General features: G+C 63.5%; 12 protein-coding genes. 6 read left to right on the top strand and 6 right to left on the bottom strand.

Annotated features, from left to right (window positions below):
• Window positions 1-118 precede the first annotated feature (118 nt).
• The 4 genes from AB0L70_RS40585 to AB0L70_RS40570 all read right to left on the bottom strand — a co-directional run bounded on the left by AB0L70_RS40585 (window position 119) and on the right by AB0L70_RS40570 (window position 8,038).
• Window positions 119-4,801, bottom strand: coding sequence for an RHS repeat-associated core domain-containing protein (locus AB0L70_RS40585; RefSeq protein ID WP_363692256.1), 4,683 nt, complete (start codon window positions 4,799-4,801; stop codon window positions 119-121).
• Window positions 4,802-5,620: 819 nt separating this feature from the next.
• Complete coding sequence (locus AB0L70_RS40580) at window positions 5,621-6,181, bottom strand: hypothetical protein (protein ID WP_363692255.1); 561 nt, start codon at window positions 6,179-6,181, stop codon at window positions 5,621-5,623.
• A 578-nt stretch (window positions 6,182-6,759) separates the two neighbouring features.
• Window positions 6,760-7,257, bottom strand: coding sequence for a GNAT family N-acetyltransferase (locus AB0L70_RS40575; protein WP_363692254.1), 498 nt, complete (start codon window positions 7,255-7,257; stop codon window positions 6,760-6,762).
• A 7-nt stretch (window positions 7,258-7,264) separates the two neighbouring features.
• On the bottom strand, window positions 7,265-8,038 hold the full coding sequence (locus AB0L70_RS40570; RefSeq protein ID WP_363692253.1) for an LLM class F420-dependent oxidoreductase: 774 nt from the start codon (window positions 8,036-8,038) through the stop codon (window positions 7,265-7,267).
• An 86-nt stretch (window positions 8,039-8,124) separates the two neighbouring features.
• On the opposite strand from AB0L70_RS40570, the gene AB0L70_RS40565 reads away from it, so the two are divergent.
• Window positions 8,125-8,814: a helix-turn-helix domain-containing protein gene (locus AB0L70_RS40565; protein WP_363692252.1), complete on the top strand. Its 690-nt coding sequence runs from the start codon at window positions 8,125-8,127 to the stop codon at window positions 8,812-8,814.
• A 48-nt stretch (window positions 8,815-8,862) separates the two neighbouring features.
• Here AB0L70_RS40565 and AB0L70_RS40560 read toward each other — a convergent pair whose 3' ends face one another.
• Entirely contained in the window at window positions 8,863-9,207 is a 345-nt protein-coding gene (locus AB0L70_RS40560; RefSeq protein WP_363692251.1) for a hypothetical protein, read from the bottom strand.
• Window positions 9,208-9,279: 72 nt separating this feature from the next.
• Between AB0L70_RS40560 and AB0L70_RS40555 the strand changes: the two genes are divergently transcribed.
• From AB0L70_RS40555 to AB0L70_RS40535, 5 genes are all read left to right on the top strand, one after another.
• Window positions 9,280-9,723 carry a nuclear transport factor 2 family protein gene (locus AB0L70_RS40555; RefSeq protein ID WP_363692250.1) on the top strand — a complete coding sequence of 148 codons (444 nt, stop codon included), beginning with the start codon at window positions 9,280-9,282 and terminating at the stop codon, window positions 9,721-9,723.
• 284 nt (window positions 9,724-10,007) lie between these two features.
• A complete protein-coding gene (locus AB0L70_RS40550; RefSeq protein ID WP_363692248.1) occupies window positions 10,008-10,151 on the top strand; it encodes a hypothetical protein in 144 nt (47 codons plus the stop codon).
• A gap of 124 nt (window positions 10,152-10,275) precedes the next feature.
• Window positions 10,276-12,168 (top strand): prolyl oligopeptidase family serine peptidase, encoded by a 1,893-nt coding sequence (locus tag AB0L70_RS40545; protein WP_363692247.1) that lies wholly within the window; start codon window positions 10,276-10,278, stop codon window positions 12,166-12,168.
• Window positions 12,165-14,759: a rifamycin-inactivating phosphotransferase gene (gene rph, locus AB0L70_RS40540; protein WP_363692246.1), complete on the top strand. Its 2,595-nt coding sequence runs from the start codon at window positions 12,165-12,167 to the stop codon at window positions 14,757-14,759. The genes AB0L70_RS40545 and rph overlap by 4 nt, the downstream gene beginning before the upstream one ends.
• A gap of 642 nt (window positions 14,760-15,401) precedes the next feature.
• Window positions 15,402-15,977 (top strand): YciI family protein, encoded by a 576-nt coding sequence (locus tag AB0L70_RS40535; protein ID WP_363692245.1) that lies wholly within the window; start codon window positions 15,402-15,404, stop codon window positions 15,975-15,977.
• 211 nt (window positions 15,978-16,188) lie between these two features.
• Here the strand turns inward: AB0L70_RS40535 and AB0L70_RS40530 are convergent, their stop codons facing one another.
• Window positions 16,189-16,560 carry a hypothetical protein gene (locus AB0L70_RS40530; protein ID WP_363692244.1) on the bottom strand — a complete coding sequence of 124 codons (372 nt, stop codon included), beginning with the start codon at window positions 16,558-16,560 and terminating at the stop codon, window positions 16,189-16,191.
• Window positions 16,561-16,932 lie beyond the last annotated feature (372 nt).

Here is a 16,932-nt window from a genome sequence, read left to right as displayed (position 1 = left end):
GTCTTGTGCTGCGAGCTCTGTCGACCGCGCAGGCGTTCACCAGGTGCGTCACCAACTCCGCGATGAGGGAGCGGGCTAGCCGGGTTTGGAGGTGGTTCCGCAGGCCTCGTCCGGCGGATCATCGGCAGGCGCCACCTGGACCGGCGAATCCTGCCTCAATGTCTGTCATGAGTCGGTACAGATTGGTGAGCAGTTGGACGACGTCCGCGCCGTATGTGTAGCTCGCCCCCCAGCCTGGCGTCGAGATCCCCGCTTCCACGCCAAGGGGATTCCCTGGAACCCATGTGTACGCAGCGCTTGCGCCACCCGCTGAGGCATTGAGGTTGAACCCGTGGCCGGTTTGGAAGCTCGCTGACTGTTGGGGGGTGGGTGGCTCTACTGTTAACATCCGGCCGAGCCGCAGGCTTGCGCCTGGCAAGCCGGCTCCAACACCGAGGAACATTTGGCCGTGTCTGTCGATCGCCATGTGGAAGCTGAGGCCGAGGGAGGCGTCCATGGTTGCGTAGTCGCATCTGTTCGCGGAATCCGGATCGGGCTTCTCTTCTCTTCCGGCCCGGTCGGGGCGGCCTCTGTCGGCAAACTCGCCGCCGCTTCTTCCGCGGGCATTCCTTGCCAGAGAGCCGTCCTCTCCAAGTCTCGGGGACCACAAGAATGGCCGCCACCGATGACCTCGAACTATTGAGACGAAGTCGAGTCCGATCGGGTCCGTGCGGTTAACAGGGTCGTTACCGGCGTAGGTGTAGGTGTTGAAACTTGCCGGGTTCACAGGGTCGAAGGCGGCGGCGCCGATGGGGTCTGGCTGGAGGAAGCGCCCCAGGGATGGTTGGTAGAACCGATTGACGGCGTAGTCCAACCCGGTGCTCATGTCGCGTTCATAGGTTGTGAACGCGCGGCTCGCCCCGCCGTCTCGTACCAGACGTGATCCGTAAGGGAGGGGCTCGTGGCTGGTGCTGCTATCCCGCCGACTCACGACACGGGTGCCGGTCGGCCCCGGATGTTCGAAGACTACGGGTTCGCCCGGGGCAGGATGGTTCTCGTAATGCGACAGGAGGCGAGGGCCGAGGAAGACGTATACATCCTTCCAGACAAGATGTTCTCCGAATGGCGGCCCGGTGTCCTGGTGAGTCACGATGACTTGGTTGTAGTCCCATGCATAGAAGGTTGCGGCCGTGATGCGATCCGGATTGGCCATGTTCGAGGGGGGATCACCTGGCGGCCACGGTCCAGACCTCAGCCTGAGGGTGGCACGGCGCCGATTGCAGGCGCCGTACACGAAGCCGGTTACCTCGCCCGTGGCGTCATCCTTGGCGTATGTGAGTCTGCTGGCGGCGTCGTATTGGTATGAGAAGCCGTGCCCGTTTACGTGCGCCGACACCAGGTTCCCGGTTTTGTCGTAGCCGAATCCGTCGGTCGTGATGTGGTTTGCCTTGTCGTAGGCCAGGGACGCCTCGCCGTCGGGTGTGATGGCGTTGCCGGGCTCAATTGACCCGCTCGCGACGACTGAAGTCCGGTTCCCGAAGATGTCGTACTCGTAGTCCTGGGCCCAGGTCCAGGCAGGTTGCTGCCCCGCGGTTGCCGTGCGGAGGCGGCCCCAAACGTCGTATCGGAAGGTTCGGTCACCGGACGCGTCGAGGTGGTCCGTCGTCGTTGCAAGTTGCTCGTGCGAGATACCTTCGCCGCCTAGTCCAGCTGCGAAGTAGTGGTAGGAAAGGTCGAGCAGGAGACGGTTGTCTTGTACGAGCTGTTGTCTCCATACTCCGTCATGGTCTTCTTCGTATAGATAGGTCTCGAAGAGCGGCAGCGCCGGTGGGATGTTTCCGACCTGCATTCCCGCGATACGACCGTCGGGTGTGTACGTGAAATGGGAAGCGTCAGGCCAGGAAGGAAAGAGGACCGTAACGTCCGATGGCAGCCCGCCGACTGCGTATTTGAGGTGCTTGTTGCCGCCGGCGGGACTCTGCCCGGTGCCGCCGTAGCACGGTGGTCTTATGACCGCCTTGATACGCCCTAAGGAGTCGTATCTGTATCCGGTGCTAGAAGGGAAGCTCGGTGTGGCATCGAGCAATGTTGCGACGGTCTCGGTCTGACCGGTGACTGAGTCGTAACGGATGGTCTGCCGGGAGACGCCGACGGTGATCTCGGTCTCGACGCGGCGACTGTCGCCATGCTTGACGTATGTGTACTCGACGTCCGGGCAGGGCACGACCGGCGCCGCGTCGTCGACCACGGCGGGGACGTCATAGGTGACCTTCTGCACTCGGTCAAGTGGGTCGTCGTCGAAGTGGAAGTTGACCGTGACTCCGCGGCCATCCTTCTTCGAGATCAGGTTAGAGCGGTCGTCGTAGGTGAAGATATGACTCCAGAGCAGGGGGTTGCCCAGGGGACTCCCGCTTTCGTCGAGGCCGTATCCATGCTCGGGAAGGTACTGAGCTGTAAGGCGGCTAAGAGAGTCGTAGCGAAACCGTCGAAACTGGGTTGCTCGGTAGGGAAATGGCCAGGGTGCCGGACGACCTGTGCGGATCTCAGTTACGTTGCCGTTGCCGTCATAGGTGTAGGAGGTTGGCACGGGCGATGCCCCGGCTTGCAGTATCGACCCGGAGCCATCGGGGTCTGGGTCAAGGACGCTTGACAGCTGACCGAGTGCGTCGAATGTCAGCAGACGATCGCGGCCGGAAGGAGCCATTGTGCGGACTGTGGGCCCGTCCGGCGACAATCCCAGCATCGCGGTCTCTTCGTCGTAGTGGCGTGTGATGGTCTCGCCGCCTGGGGTCTGGGAGACCAGGGGCCGTCCTAGAGGGTCGTAGGTTAGCGATCCCCAGCGTGCGGCCTCGGTGACCCAACGCGGAGCGCTCACCGCGACTACTTGGCCGCGATGGTCGTACTCGTACTCCCGGACCTCAACATTTTCATCTGTGTCGTGGAAGTGCGTGACGACTCGACCTCGTCCGTCGTATAGCCAGGTGTCTTCGGCAGCGATGATCGGCGGGGAGGCTCCATGAACCTCGTGAACAGTTCGTTTCTCCCGCTGCTGCAGATCATCGAAATCGAATACGGTTGACGACCCGCGCGAGCGCGAAACGAGCTGTTTCAGTCTCATGCTCGCCCGGTCGTAGGTTAGGTCGACAGTCTCCCCGTTGACATCGGTGACGGAGGAGGGCAAGCCTGCCGCGTTGTACGACAGCTGCGCGATGCGGAGACGTGCGCTGGAGTTGAGGTCTGGCGATCCTGTGAAGGTCTCCGATGGCTGTGAGTATTTAGTGAGGGCTGTAAAGGTGTTCTCTTCCCTGCGGCCGGACCAGTCGCTCACACAGAGGTTGCCGCAGGTGTCGAACAGACGGGTGCTGACGATGGCCCCGGCCCTGGTGCTCGCGTCGATGTAAGTGCGGACGACCGTGGCATTGCCGCGGAGCGCGTTCGAGGGATCGTAGCGGGGGGAGGCTGGGTCGTAGGTGTCGTCATGGTTGGTGGCCCTCGGTGTCGGTCGTAGCGGTGTGGTGTCGTACTCGTATTCGACTTCCAGAGCGACTGTGCCGGCCTGGTCGTATACCTGCATCCGCCTCGGCAGGTGCATAAGGTGGCGGGCCTGATATGGATCAGCTGGGACGAAGTCCGTGTGGATGCGTTTCAGTATCCGGTCGCTGTCGAAGTCGTGGAACCGCACGTCGGTGACCTGATTTTCGACCTCGCCGTACCCATAGCTCGTCGCCGTTATCCGGCCTCGCCGATCTCGCACCTGCACCCATGCCACGCGAGCGACACCCTCATGACCGGGTTCCCACTGCATCACGGTCTGCTGTACCGGGGTCCCGGCGCGGTCGAGGACTGTCAACTCGGCAGGCAGCAGGGACGCGCTCGCAAGCGAGCGTCTGAGGGTTTGAATCGTCCGAACGCCGTCCGGTCGGATCACCACCGTCCGCAGCTGGTCGACTTCTTCCACCCGGCTAAACGTCGTCACCGCGGATCCTCGATGCCTACTGCAGAACTCCGTCAAAGTGTCGTAGGTGGGGGGCGTGTCGAGCTCGGCCACAATATCCGTTGGATAATTGTATTCCTTCAGCAGTATCGTCGTCCCGCCCTGCGAGACAACGCCCTGTTCCTCCAGCCCGGAGGTATCGAGGGACATTCCCACAGTCTGATTGATTCGACGCAACATTCCGTACGGCGAGTAGTTGAGATGCCGGCCGTCATCCCGAAAGTCATACCCGCGGCCGGTTCCCGGAAAGAAGATCGCGTCGATGAGGTGAACTACCCCGATGGGCTCGACGGGCAGCTTGAAGTGGTGGCGCGGAATGTCCTGAGCGTAGTGCAGCCTTACCAGTGGTACGTCGGGTCCGTCAACACTCGGTCCAGTGATTGCAGTCAGCCGCTCAAGCGTGTCGTAGTGGAAGGTAATCAAACGCCCGCAAGTGTCGCTCAGTTGGTGAATCCTCGGGCCTTTTCCCCAGTAGTAGATGCCGATGTAGTTGCCGTGCCGGTCCGTGATGTACTGCGGAAACAGTGCATCGCTTTCGTCCGAGGCGACATAGTCGACAACTTTCCCATCGGGGTACCTCGCGCGCGCATCCACCAGTTTGCCCTGAGAGTTCTCCAGGTAGGTGAAGGTGATGAATGAGCCGTCCGTCGTTCTTTCGGTGGCGGTTGTCTCGCCATTCGTTTGAGTCCACCTACCCGTTTCGACCGATGGGCGTCGAGTGCCGTCGCCCTCGATTAGGATGCATCGCGCGCCACCGGCGCGGGTAATTCGCCCGAATCCCAGCGTCCAACCCGGCGCTGGCCAGTCGCGGTCGATGTCGAACACCATGCGTGCAGGAGCGTCGAGGCGTTGCCAGACTCGGCCGTTGTAAGTCAGGTCTATCGTCAGAGGCTGCCCATCGCGGCCCGGATATGTGACCAACGGGACCGTGAAGTTGAAGTTGCCGCTGCCTGCTCCTGCTGCGGACGCGAGCGCATCGCGGTGGCGCCCGAGGGTCGTTGAGCGGAGGGCGGTCGCAATCGCTGGCGCGTAAGGCACACCACTTCCGCGCCAGGCGCGCGCATCCGTCGCTTCAGCGGGATCTACTTCGCTCCAACCGTCAATTGGCATTAGTAGCCCTTCTGGACGGCGAACCACCGCTCGTTCCAAAATCGATCGCATCCTGTGGCCCCAGCTCGATGGGGCGAGTCGGATGTCCCAGGCGTTGAGGCGTCGAGACGACTGTGGATTGGTCTCACGACGGCTCCATTAGAAGAGGCACAGGCAAGGATGACCGCACCTCAGTAGTTTCGGACGCTACCCGCCACAGTGAATCTTTGATAGGGCGGGCCTGCATGCGCGCCCTATCAAAGATCTGCGAACCGATACACTCATACGTTCGGATGAATACCCTTGCAGACCTCACGGTGCTGACATGGTCGCTGTAGTCTCGAGCCCGAAGCATGGTTTAGGAAACCGAGCGACCCTGTCGACACCAGCCACTACAAGCCGGACAAGGCATCATCACTTCGACCGGTTTCAACGCCAGTTGACTCGATCCGACGCGCCTTCGTTCCCACACTGTTCCCCGCTGAACTGCAGTGTGCGCCGCCGAGGTCGTAACGCGCGGAGGGTGCTGAGCTGGGAGAGCCGGCACCGATTCCGAACCTAGCGGCCTGGACCGCCACGAACGTGCATGCTGACCTCCTGACTAGCCCTGAGAGGGTTGTGGGTCACGATGAATGCTGTCTGGAGATCCCAGAGGTGTTGGCTGCTCACGTGTAGATCTTTCATGATGGGCGTCCATTGATCCCAGACGGCGTCCACTCGACGCTGAGCTCCCTCGTAGTCCTCTTGACGGAGCATCATCTCGGTTGCCTGCGCTTCTCGCTGCAGCCACCCCGCCGTTTCCATGAGCGCATCCAGCATGTAGCTGTCGGTCTCAGAGAGCTCGCGGAACAGGCTTTTGAGTTCGTCGGACTCTTCGGGTTTCAGGACATCCGCGAACCACGGTTTCAGATAGGTGTAGTAGATCCAAGAGATCTTCTGGCAATCACCATGACCGTGTCTCATGGGCGTTACATGGTCGCCAGCCGCGTATGCGCGAAGCTTCATGCAGTCACGCTGCCAGATCTCGATTGCCTTCGCTCGTGGGACGCCCTCCACCTGGTCGCCTGGTGGCAGCAGGGTCAAAGCTGAGTAGGCCTGGATTTGGCTGGACAGGCTCATGAAGACCTTGTTATCTCGAGCACAACCGTTCTCAACTTCTCCAACGCGGTGCCAGGCTGCGTCATCAACTTGCTCTTGAGCCGTTCCAGAAGTCCCAGCCGCTCAACCATCTGGTGCAACCCTTCGGCCGCGGACCCGATAAGGACCTCTGTCCCCTTTGCCGTCAATGGGTCCATGGTCCCTCCCAGGCCTTGCGGCACATCGGCCCATACGGCTGCGCACCGCCAAAACTAGGACACTCCTGTCCCGGGTGCGGCGTCAACTCCTCCGGAGTGAGAGTCCTACTCGCGCTCGACAACTGCATCTGCCGCGATCCGGGGCGTTGTGGGCCGCACAGTGGGAACTCGAGCCGCCGACCCAAGGGATTATGAGAGCCACGCCACTTGCCGCAGCAACTAACTTGAGACTGCACGACTCCTGAATCGAACCACTCGAGCCGAGTTTGACCTCTCGACTAGACGCGAGTTCATGACACAAACCATGGCACGCTCGGGTTGGCTGACCCCATGACAACAGGCCGGCGGCAGCTGCACTGCCGATAGGACGCTGTATGTCAGGAACAAGCCAGCCCTTACTGCTTACATGATCGCACGATCGCGCGTCCTGCCGACGCCAGAGGCGCAAGGGAAAGTGACTTTCAGGCGTGGAAGTGCTCGATCTGGGGCAACTCTTCGTTCGCCCATTCGCTCAGCTCCCATGCGAAGGTAGAAGCCCTCGGCATGAGGATCGGATTCCAAGGTCAGAGCGTGGAATCCGGTGCTGCGAGCCGAGGCGACGGCGTGTTCCCAGAGACTGCGGCCAACGCCGACGCCAATCGCCTCTGGGTCTACGAAGAGGTCTGACAGCTCGCCCGTCGGGGGTTCGCCAATGAGGTGGTAGAAGCCCGCGAGTACGCCGTCCTGCTCGGCGACAACGACCCCTCCGTCGCAGATGGCGGCGACGCTGACCGTCAGCTGGTCCGCCCACTGATCGAGCATCGTCTGCGGGTAGCCCCAGTAGGCCTTGGATCGCCGTTTCAGTGCTGTGAGCATCTCTGAATCACCAGGCTCAGCCGTTCGTAGGACGATTTCGTTCATGAGCTCGTCAGGCGTTTTGTTCGTCGCGCCAGGCGATCCAGCGGCGGATGGTGTCGAGGTCGTAGTCGGGGCCGCTGGTGGTGATGGTGAAGAGACTGGCTCCGAGCTCGCGAAGGGGCGGCCCGTTCTCCCAGGGATCTCCCCCGGCGTGGACGGAGACTTCGATCGTCGACACGTCACGGTCGATCTCGGCGCAGTAGCGCTGGAGCAGTCCAAGCTTGCGCGCCAGGTCCTCGCCCTCGGCGAACGTGTTCCAGATATCGGCGTGCTGGGCGACAACGCGCAGCATCTTCTGCTCACCGCCGCCGGCAACGAGGATCGGCAGGGGACCCATGGGTGGCGGGTTCAGTGCGGCGAGTCGCCTTCTGATCCGCGGCAAGGCCGCGGCGAGATCGGCCACCCGGCGACCGGGCGAGGTGAAGTCGTAGCCGTACTCGAGGAACTCACGCTCCTTGAAGCCGGCGCCGATCCCGAGCACGACCCGACCGCCGCTGATGTGGTCGACGGTCCTGGCCATGTCTGCCAGCAGGTCGGGGTTGCGGTAGCTGTTGCAGCTGACGAGGACCCCGAGGCCGACACGAGAGGTCTGCTCGGCCCACGCGCCGAGAATCGTCCAACCTTCGAAGTGCGGACCGTCGGAGTCCTTGCCCAGCGGGAAGAAGTGGTCCCAGGTGAAGAGAATGTCCGCACCCAGATCCTCGACCGCGGCCGCGGCTTGCCGGATGTCGGCGTACGCCGCTCGCTGTGGCGCGATCTGAGCGCCGATACGGACAGGTCTCACGCGCAATGCCTCCGATCTCAACACGCTACGAATTTCAACTTTATGGCGTAAAGCTATCACATCACCGTACGGTGTATAGTGACCGAGTGACAAGGAATCTTTCGGGCACGTCCAAGCCAACACTGTCGCCGGATCAGATCCTGAAGGTGGCGGTGTCTCTCGCCGATCGCGAGGGCTTGGAGTCGGTGTCGATGCGCCGATTGGGGCGGGAACTGTCAGCAAGTCCCATGGGCGTCTACTGGCATTTCAAGGACAAGGACAGCCTGCTCGACGCCATGACCGAGTCGGTTATCGCGCTCGGCGGGTTCGACGACGTCACCGAAGCCGCCTGGGACGAGAGACTGCGTCGGGTCTTGCTGGCACTGGTGGCTCAGCTACGGGAGCATCCGTGGATGGGCCGGCTGGTGATCGAACGGCTCGTCCCGTTGCCCAAATTCATGGCGGCACTGGAGATCATGCTCGACAGTGCCCGCCAGGCCGGCCTGAGCCCGCACGACGGCGCGATGTTGACCCAGCTGGCAACGCAGGCCGTCGTAGCACTCGTCGACCACGCACCCGATCTCAAGGCCAAGCCACCGAAACAGGCCGCCGAGTATGCGGCCGAGCGCGATGAACTCGCCGAGCTGGCTGCCGAGCAGTATCCGAACATTCGAACCGCGGCAGACGCGCTCATCGGCCGACAGAACGTGGAGGACTACTACCGGCTGGGGATCGACATGATCGTTCTCGGGATCGGGGCCGTTGCGCACCAGTCGAACCCAAGTGATGGCCCATGAGGACGACGTCAGAGCCGTGCTGTGAGACGTTGCCGGCGACAACGAAACTCAAAGGATCCGCGGATCCCGTCGCCTGCGTGCGAGCCTCGAACTCCACAGGACCAGCTCGATCGCAACGGCGACCGCCAAGCAGGCGACCACCGCCGTTACCGCCCAGCTGAATCCACCGATACCTGTCATGTCGCATTCACCGTACGGATCGCCTCCGCAGACGTTCGCCCGATAGTCGTCCGAGCCGGCGCCGAAGCTGAGGATCGTCGCACCGACCGTGACGACCAGATAGGTCACTCCCCGAACCAGCCACCATCGCGGCCAGGATCTCCACGAACGGCGCGACACCATCGCGTCCGGCGCGGGGGACATCGGCTGGAGACCGAGGCGATCAAGGTCCACGAACCAAGGAAATCACAACCCGAACCTTCTTGTGACGTATGCCTTCACGGCATGCGCGAGTCTGGAGATCGAATGAGCTTGACTATCGATGACCGCTTGGAAATCCACGAACTGATCGCTCTGCACGGTCATCTGTGTGACGCCGGTGCCTATGATCGGTTCGGCGAAGTGTTCGCGTCCGATCTCGAAGTCGACGTCGGCGATCTCGGTCGCCGTCAATTGCCGGCAGGTGATCCGTCCCAGCCACGCCTGGCGACCTACATTGCGGCTGCGCATCGTATCGGGCCTGGCGACACGCTTGCTCTCCATGTCACCAGCACAATCGTCCGCGAAGATGGCGACGGCGCCCGGGCGTGGTCGAAAGGGCTGGCGGTGAAGCAGGACGGTTCGGCTGCCAGCTTCACTTACGAGGATCAGCTCGTTAGAACGACTCAGGGCTGGCGCATCAAGAAGCGGAAGGTTTCGCCTCGTCGCGAGCCAGGGCGCGGGGTGGAACCGCTCATTCTGCGGCCATAGCGGAATGTCCTAGACATCAAGCGGCGTCCGGCCTATCCTGATCTAATGGCCAAATCAGAAATTCACACAAGTATCTCTTTAATCATATCACGAGAATTTAAGGGCCGCAAGCCTGCTTCCTCGGCCGGCGTCTGGCGGCTCGGCGACCTGATGGTGAACCGCATCGGGTTCGGCACCAAGCGGCTAGCCGGCACCAACGGCAACGGCGCCAGGGATCGGGCGGTCGAGACAGTCCTCGACATTGCCCGCGCCCACAACGCGACACCCGCCCAGATCCGTACCGCGTGGACACTGAGCCGCGGCCCGCACGTGCTGGCGATCCCCGGCACTGCAAACCCGGCCACCTGGTCGAGAACCTCACCGCCGGCAGCATCCAGCTCACTCCCGCCGAGATCGAAACCCTGACCGCGATCACCTCCACCGAGTAGCCGACTACCGATGAGAACACTCACGAATGCGAGAGGACGGGGATTTGTGACGGCCAAGGATCTGCCGGGCCAGGTGGCGCGCACCAAGCGTTTTCGAAAAGGGGCCCAGAGCAACCATTCGATCGTGGACGGTGGGCGCTACGTCGCCTACCTCCGCGAAGACTCGCTCTGGGCGTACGACGTCGCGGCCGGGCGCGAACGCTGTCTCGGGGCGGCTTCGTCGTACGACGCCGGTCGTGGCACGACTGCGGTGGTATTGCTGAAGAAGGACCTGTTCGTCGCGGATATTGCCGGTGAGCGGTTCGATCGATTGCCGGTCGAGAATGTGGATGCCGCGCGGGTGGATCCGAACGGGAAGAACGTGGCGTTCGTCCGGGATCGGGCGCTGTGGCTGATCGGCGTTGACGGCCTGGGAGAGCGGCTGCTCGCTGACGCGGACGACAGGAACGTCATGTGGGGTCGTCCGGAGCCCTTCACCGGGCGGTCGATGGGACGGACGGACGGCCTCTGGTGGTCGCCCGACGGGGATCGGTTGCTAGCGGCCCGTGTTGACGACAGCCAGGTCGAGACACGCTACCTCATGGATCCGGCCGATCCGACGGCCGAGCCGACAGCGATGCGTTACCCGGCCGCCGGGACCACGAACGCCGACGTACGACTGTATGTCTTCACCCTGGACGGGGACCGGCGCGAGGTGCGGTGGGACCGGGATCGGTTCGAGTACCTGGTTCGCGTCCTGTGGTCGCTCGAGCGACCGCTGATCACCATCCAAACAAGGGACCAACGGTGCGTGCGAATTCTTGCCGTCGACCCCGAGTCGGGTGAGACATCCCTCGTCCGTGAGGTGACTGATCCAGACTTCGTCGGCGTACCGGCACGGACACCTGAGCAGACTGCAGACGGCCGGCTGGTCTGGATCGAGCGCGACCAGGCGTGCGACACGTACCGCTTGGTGATCGGCGACGAGGTCGTCACTCCCCCGGGCCTGCAGGTCGCCGAGATCCGCAGCGTCAGCGGCGACGTCGTCGCGTTCCTGGCCCAGACCGATCCGACCGAAACGCATCTCTACGTCTGGGACGGCGGCGTACGGCCCCTGACCTCCGAACCCGGCGTCCACACCGGCCTCGTCGTCGACGGCACAACTGTGATCGACTCGCGAACGCTCACCGGGCACACCGTCACGGTCAACGGACAGCCTCTGGAGTCCACCGAGGAAGCGCCGGTACTTGCGCTTCGGGTCTCCTTCGTCAGCACGGGCTCGAGGGAGCTGCGGACTGCTGTGTTCCGGCCTTCGTGGCACGAGCCGGGATCGTCCACCCTTCCCGTACTGCTCACGCCGTACTCCGGTCCCGGCCTGCAACTGGCGCAGAAGTATCTGGCGCCGTCCAACGTGATCTCGCAGTGGTTCGCCGAGCAGGGCTTCATCGTGTTGTCGACCGACGGCCGTGGCTCGCCGGGGCGCGGACCGGCATTCGATCGCGCGACGGTCGGCGACATCCTCGCGCCAGTGGTGGAAGACCAGATCGACGCGCTCCACGCCATCGCCGCGCAGGCCGGCGATCTCGATCTCGACCGGGTCGCTATCCGGGGCTGGAGCTTCGGTGGCTACCTCGCGATCGGCGCACTCCTGCACCGGCCCGACGTCTTTCACGCCGCGATCGGTGGCGCCGCGGTGACCGACCAGCGCTGGTACGACACCCACTGGAAGGAACGGTTCCTGGGGCATCCCGCTGAGCACGCCGACGCCTATCGGCGCACCTCGCTCCTCCCGTACGCCGCGAACCTCGAGCGACCGCTGCTGATGATCCATGGCCTCAACGACACCAACGTCTGGGCAGCACACGCACTCCGCTTCTCCGGCGCACTGAACACCCTCGGCAAGCCCCACGAACTCGTTCTGCTCCCCGGCGAGGGTCACGGCATCGCCGACAGCCAGACCATCGAGTCCCTCTTGCACCGCGAACTCGCCTTCTTACAAACCGCTTTGAGCTCGGCTACCTCGGAGGTATCGCAGTGAGCACCCAGTACGTGATGAATTTTGACGAGATCGACGAGACTCAGCTCGCGGCGGTGGGCGGAAAGGGTGCGAACCTGGGGCAGTTGTCCCGGGTCGAAGGTGTCGTGGTGCCGTCGGGCTTCTGCGTGACGACAGGCGCGTTCCGGCGGATCATGGCGGAAGCGCCCGCGATCGACGAGTGGCTCGATCAATTGTCGAGCCTGACCCCGGACGATCGGGAGGCGATTTCGACGCTCAGTGCGGAGATCCGACAGGCCATCGAAGGGGTCGCGATTCCCGAGGATCTAGCCACGGCGATCACCGATGCGATCTCCCAGCTCGGCGAGCAAACCGCCTACGCCGTTCGATCCAGTGCAACGGCAGAGGACCTCCCGACCGCCTCCTTCGCGGGCCAGCAGGACAGTTACCTCAACGTCATCGGCTCGGCGGCGATCCTCCAGCACATCAGCCGATGCTGGGCCTCGCTGTTCACCGAGCGGGCGGTGATCTATCGCCAGCGGAACGGCATTGACCACCGCACGGTTCACATGGCGGTCGTCGTACAGCAGATGGTCTTCTCGGAGGCGGCCGGCATCCTGTTCACGGCAGACCCCGTCTCCGGCAACCGGAAGGTCTCCACGGTGGACGCCGGCTTCGGCCTCGGCGAAGCCTTGGTCTCCGGCCTGGTCAACCCGGATGTCTTCACAGTGCGCGATGGCGAAATCGTCGCCAAGACGATCGCCGCCAAACAGCGTTCCGTTCAGGCCCTGCCGGCCGGCGGCACGCAGGAAATGGCCATGGACTCGCAGCAGCAGGAGCAGCCGGCGCTGACGGATGCGCAGGTCGTACGGCTCGGGCAGCTCGGACGGCAGATCGAAGCACACTTCGGCCGCCCCCAGGACATCGAATGGTGCCTGGTCGACGACGCCTTCCAGATCGTGCAGAGCCGACCGATCACCACCTTGTTCCCGATCCCCGACAGTGGCGACCAGGAGAACCACGTCTACCTCTCCGTCGGGCACCAACAGATGATGACCGACGCCATGAAGCCACTCGGGATCTCTGTATGGCAGCTGACAGCAATGGCACCCATGAAGGTCGCCGGCGGGAGGCTGTTCGTCGACGCCACCACCCGCCTGACCTCGCCGGCCGCGCGCGCGGCCTTCCTGGACCTCGTGGGTAGAGGCGATCCGCTGATCAGGGACGCGCTGGAGACCGTCCTCGACCGTGGGGACTTCATCCCGACCCTCCCCGACCGAGGTCAGGGCGGGCCAACGGCCGGCGGCGCGCCGGCCCCGATCGAGACCGATCCGGCCATCGTCAACGAGCTCATCGAGCGCAGCCGGACCTCTATCGCCACCCTGCGCCGCGACATCGCGACAGTGACCGGACCGGCGCTGTTCGACTACCTGCTCGAGGCCTTCCAGGAACACAAACGTGTCCTCACCGATCCGCTGAGCATGCAGGCGATCATGGCCGGGATGGAAGCCACCTGGTGGCTCAACGACCAGCTGCAGGAATGGCTCGGCGAGCAGAACGCCGCCGACACACTCACGCTGTCCGCGCCCAACAACGTCACCTCGGAGATGGGGCTGGCGCTACTCGACATCGCCGACGTGATCCGCCCCCATCAGGAGGTGGTGGAGTTCCTGCAGTACGTCGAGAACGACGACTTCCTGGACGAGCTGCCGAAGCTCGCGGGCGGGACCGAAGCGCGCGACGCCATCGCGGCCTACCTCGACCAATACGGTATGCGCTGCGCTGGCGAGATCGACATCACCAGACCACGCTGGAGCGAGCACCCCGCCACGCTCGTGCCCCTCATCCTCGACAACATCAAGCTCTTCGACCCGGGTGCTGCCAAGCAACGCTTCGAGCAAGGCCGGCAGAAGGCACAGCAGAAGGAACAGGAGCTGCTGGAACGCCTGCGAGGCCTGCCGGACGGAGACCAGAAGGCCGACGAGACCAAACAGATGATCGACCGGGTCCGCACCTTCATCGGCTACCGGGAGTACCCGAAGTACAACATCATCAGCCGCTATTTCGTCTACAAGCAGGCCCTGCTGGCCGAGGCCGAACGCCTCGTGCGGGCCAAGGTGCTTCCCCAGAAGGAGGACATCTATTACCTGACGTTCCAAGAGTTCCACGACGTCGCGCGCACCAACCAGTTGGACAGTGAGCTCATCCGGCAACGCAAGGACTCGTTCCGGTCCGATCAGGCGCTCACGCCGCCTCGCGTGCTCACGTCTGACGGCGAGACCATCTCCGGCGCTTATCGGCGCGACGACCTGCCGACCGGAGCGCTGATCGGTCTGCCGGTCTCCGCGGGGACCGTCGAGGGCAGGGCCCGCGTCATCCTCGACATGGCGAAAGCCAACCTCGAGGCCGGCGACATCCTGGTCACGGCCTACACGGATCCCAGTTGGTCGCCTCTCTTCGTCGCGATCACAGGCCTGGTGACCGAGGTGGGCGGCCTGATGACCCATGGCGCGGTCATAGCCAGGGAGTACGGCTTGCCGGCCGTCGTCGGTGTCGCGGACGCCACCCGGCTGATCCAGGACGGACAGCGGATCCGCGTCCACGGAACCGACGGATACGTCGAGCTCATATAGGCGGCATCCAGACCTTCGGGATCGGCGGGCATCCCTCGACTCAACTTTACACCGTACGGTGATATTGATAGCTTTACGTCGTAAAGTTCATCCAGAAGGGATCCATCATGAATCGCCGTATCTTGTGAGGAGGGCAATGAGATTGTGTCAAGTGCTACCACCAGTAGGTCCTGATGCCTGTCTGCTGGTGCCCGGGCCGGGCTTTCCGTCCGCGGCCGGGCAAACCAGTTCGGCGACCTCAATCGTCTACGCCAAACCGGACCGGGCCTACCCCGTGAAGATATCTGAATCGCCTGTCTCGGCGGCGGCGAAGGCTGGCCAAAGCGTGCTTTGGAGCACGCCCGTCATGTCTTGCTGGACATGATCCTTCGCCTGCAGATCGGGTACGGCGACGATGGCGCCGCCGCACCTCGTTCGGTAAACGACGCCGCGGCCAGGACCGAGACGACGTGAGCAGGCCAGAATCGCAGTACGACGTACGTCCGCCGGACGCCGTACGCACGGCCTGGCAGTCGCTGCGGCGCTCAGGCATCCTCGCCCCGGAACTACCGCCGAGATGCCCGCGCCGCCTACAACCTCAGCCGCATATGCCGCCGGCGGCATCGCGAACAACCGCACAGACACCGAAGAACAGGACTGACGATGCCCCACTTCCTCATCCGCAGCATCGCTGCCGCCGGCGTCGCCGACGTGGACGACCCAGACCTCGACGAACAGCACTGGTCCTACACCGATCCGTACGCCGCAACCATGATCGCCCGCGGCCCGACACTCGACCGCGCCCGTCGCGAGTGGACCGGCAGCATCCACATCCTCGACCTACCCGACCTCAGCTCCGTACGCCGATACATCGAGAACGAGCCCTACCACCGGGCCGGCGCCTACCGCGATCACGACATCTGGCGCTTCGACGACCATCTCGGCCGCACGATGTGGGACACCGCTCGCATCGCCGATCACACGCGGTACTTCGTACTCACCGATGAGAACTGCGACGTAGAAGCACGCACGGAGCACTGGCGATCAGGTACTGCGGACCGCCTGGTCGTTCTCGGAAGTCTGCGCGACCCGAGCACCGACGCTCCCCGAGGTGTCGCGCTGGCCGCACAACTACCGTCCCGCAACGACCTCGAGTCCGTACTGCAGCAGACGATCGGCCCGCCGGCAAGCCATGGACCCCTCGACGTCATCGACTGGGAACTCGGCGGACGCCGCTGATCTGAGGGTCATGTGGTTGCGACGATGGAGAGAGGTCGCGTGCTCTGAGCTGGATCTGGCCGCCACCGCTAGAGATGGCTCCTATGCCTTCTCGTCCTGGTGTCATGCCAACGCGACAGGGTGGTCAGCTCGTCAATTTGTCAGCTTCGGATCATCACCGGCGTCGTCCGTCTGGAAGCTGTGACACCTACATGCATCATGGCAGCGTCGGCTACGACGGCTTGGGTGATCGACGCATGAAACGAACAAGGACCAGGCTTGTGTACGCCAGAACGACGGCGACGGCGAGACCCAGCCAGACGTGGACGAGGGCGAGGTACACGGCCGCGATCAGCCAACCAACAAGCTGTACTACGAAGATCTTCGACGTCTCGCGGTTGACCACCGCGACCGAAGGCCGGTCAGTCTCGTCGTCGGCATACCAGCCCAGCCGGCGAATGCGCATGAGGACGACGACGCGGGTAAACAATCCGAGCGTCGGCACCGCCCAGATCACCGCTCCCGGCCAAACCTTCAGAACCAACTGCCCGACGACAGCACCCGCGAACAACACAGCCATCACCCAATGCACGGTCAGCTGCACCCCGAACCTCTGCCAGCCAGTCCTCACCCGACTCCCTTCACCAACCGCCGCCTAACACCACTGAACGTCGTCCCGAAGGACAAATACCCGAACAGCACTCGCGACTCACGGCTCCGCCAGACCATGCGTACCCATCCGTAACGACCGATGCATCCGGGCCCCGCACAGCCACCTCCTCGGCCTCTCCCTCCTCGGCTACTGACCCGGGCCGCGATCTGCCGATGCGCACGATCGCCAGCCCGATCTTGCTGAAGTCACCTTGTTCGCTGAAGAAGTCGCCGGCGAAGTCGAGTTCGGAGCTGATCGGGCGGGAGTTGCTGACCGCTCTGGCCGATCACGATGTCGAGGGTGATGTCGTACGAGTGCCCGAGC

It is taken from the genome of Kribbella sp. NPDC051952, from assembly GCF_040680855.1.
GTDB lineage: Bacteria > Actinomycetota > Actinomycetes > Propionibacteriales > Kribbellaceae > Kribbella.
Note: the sequence above shows the minus strand (reverse complement) of the source record. Positions and strands in the feature narration are given on the sequence as shown.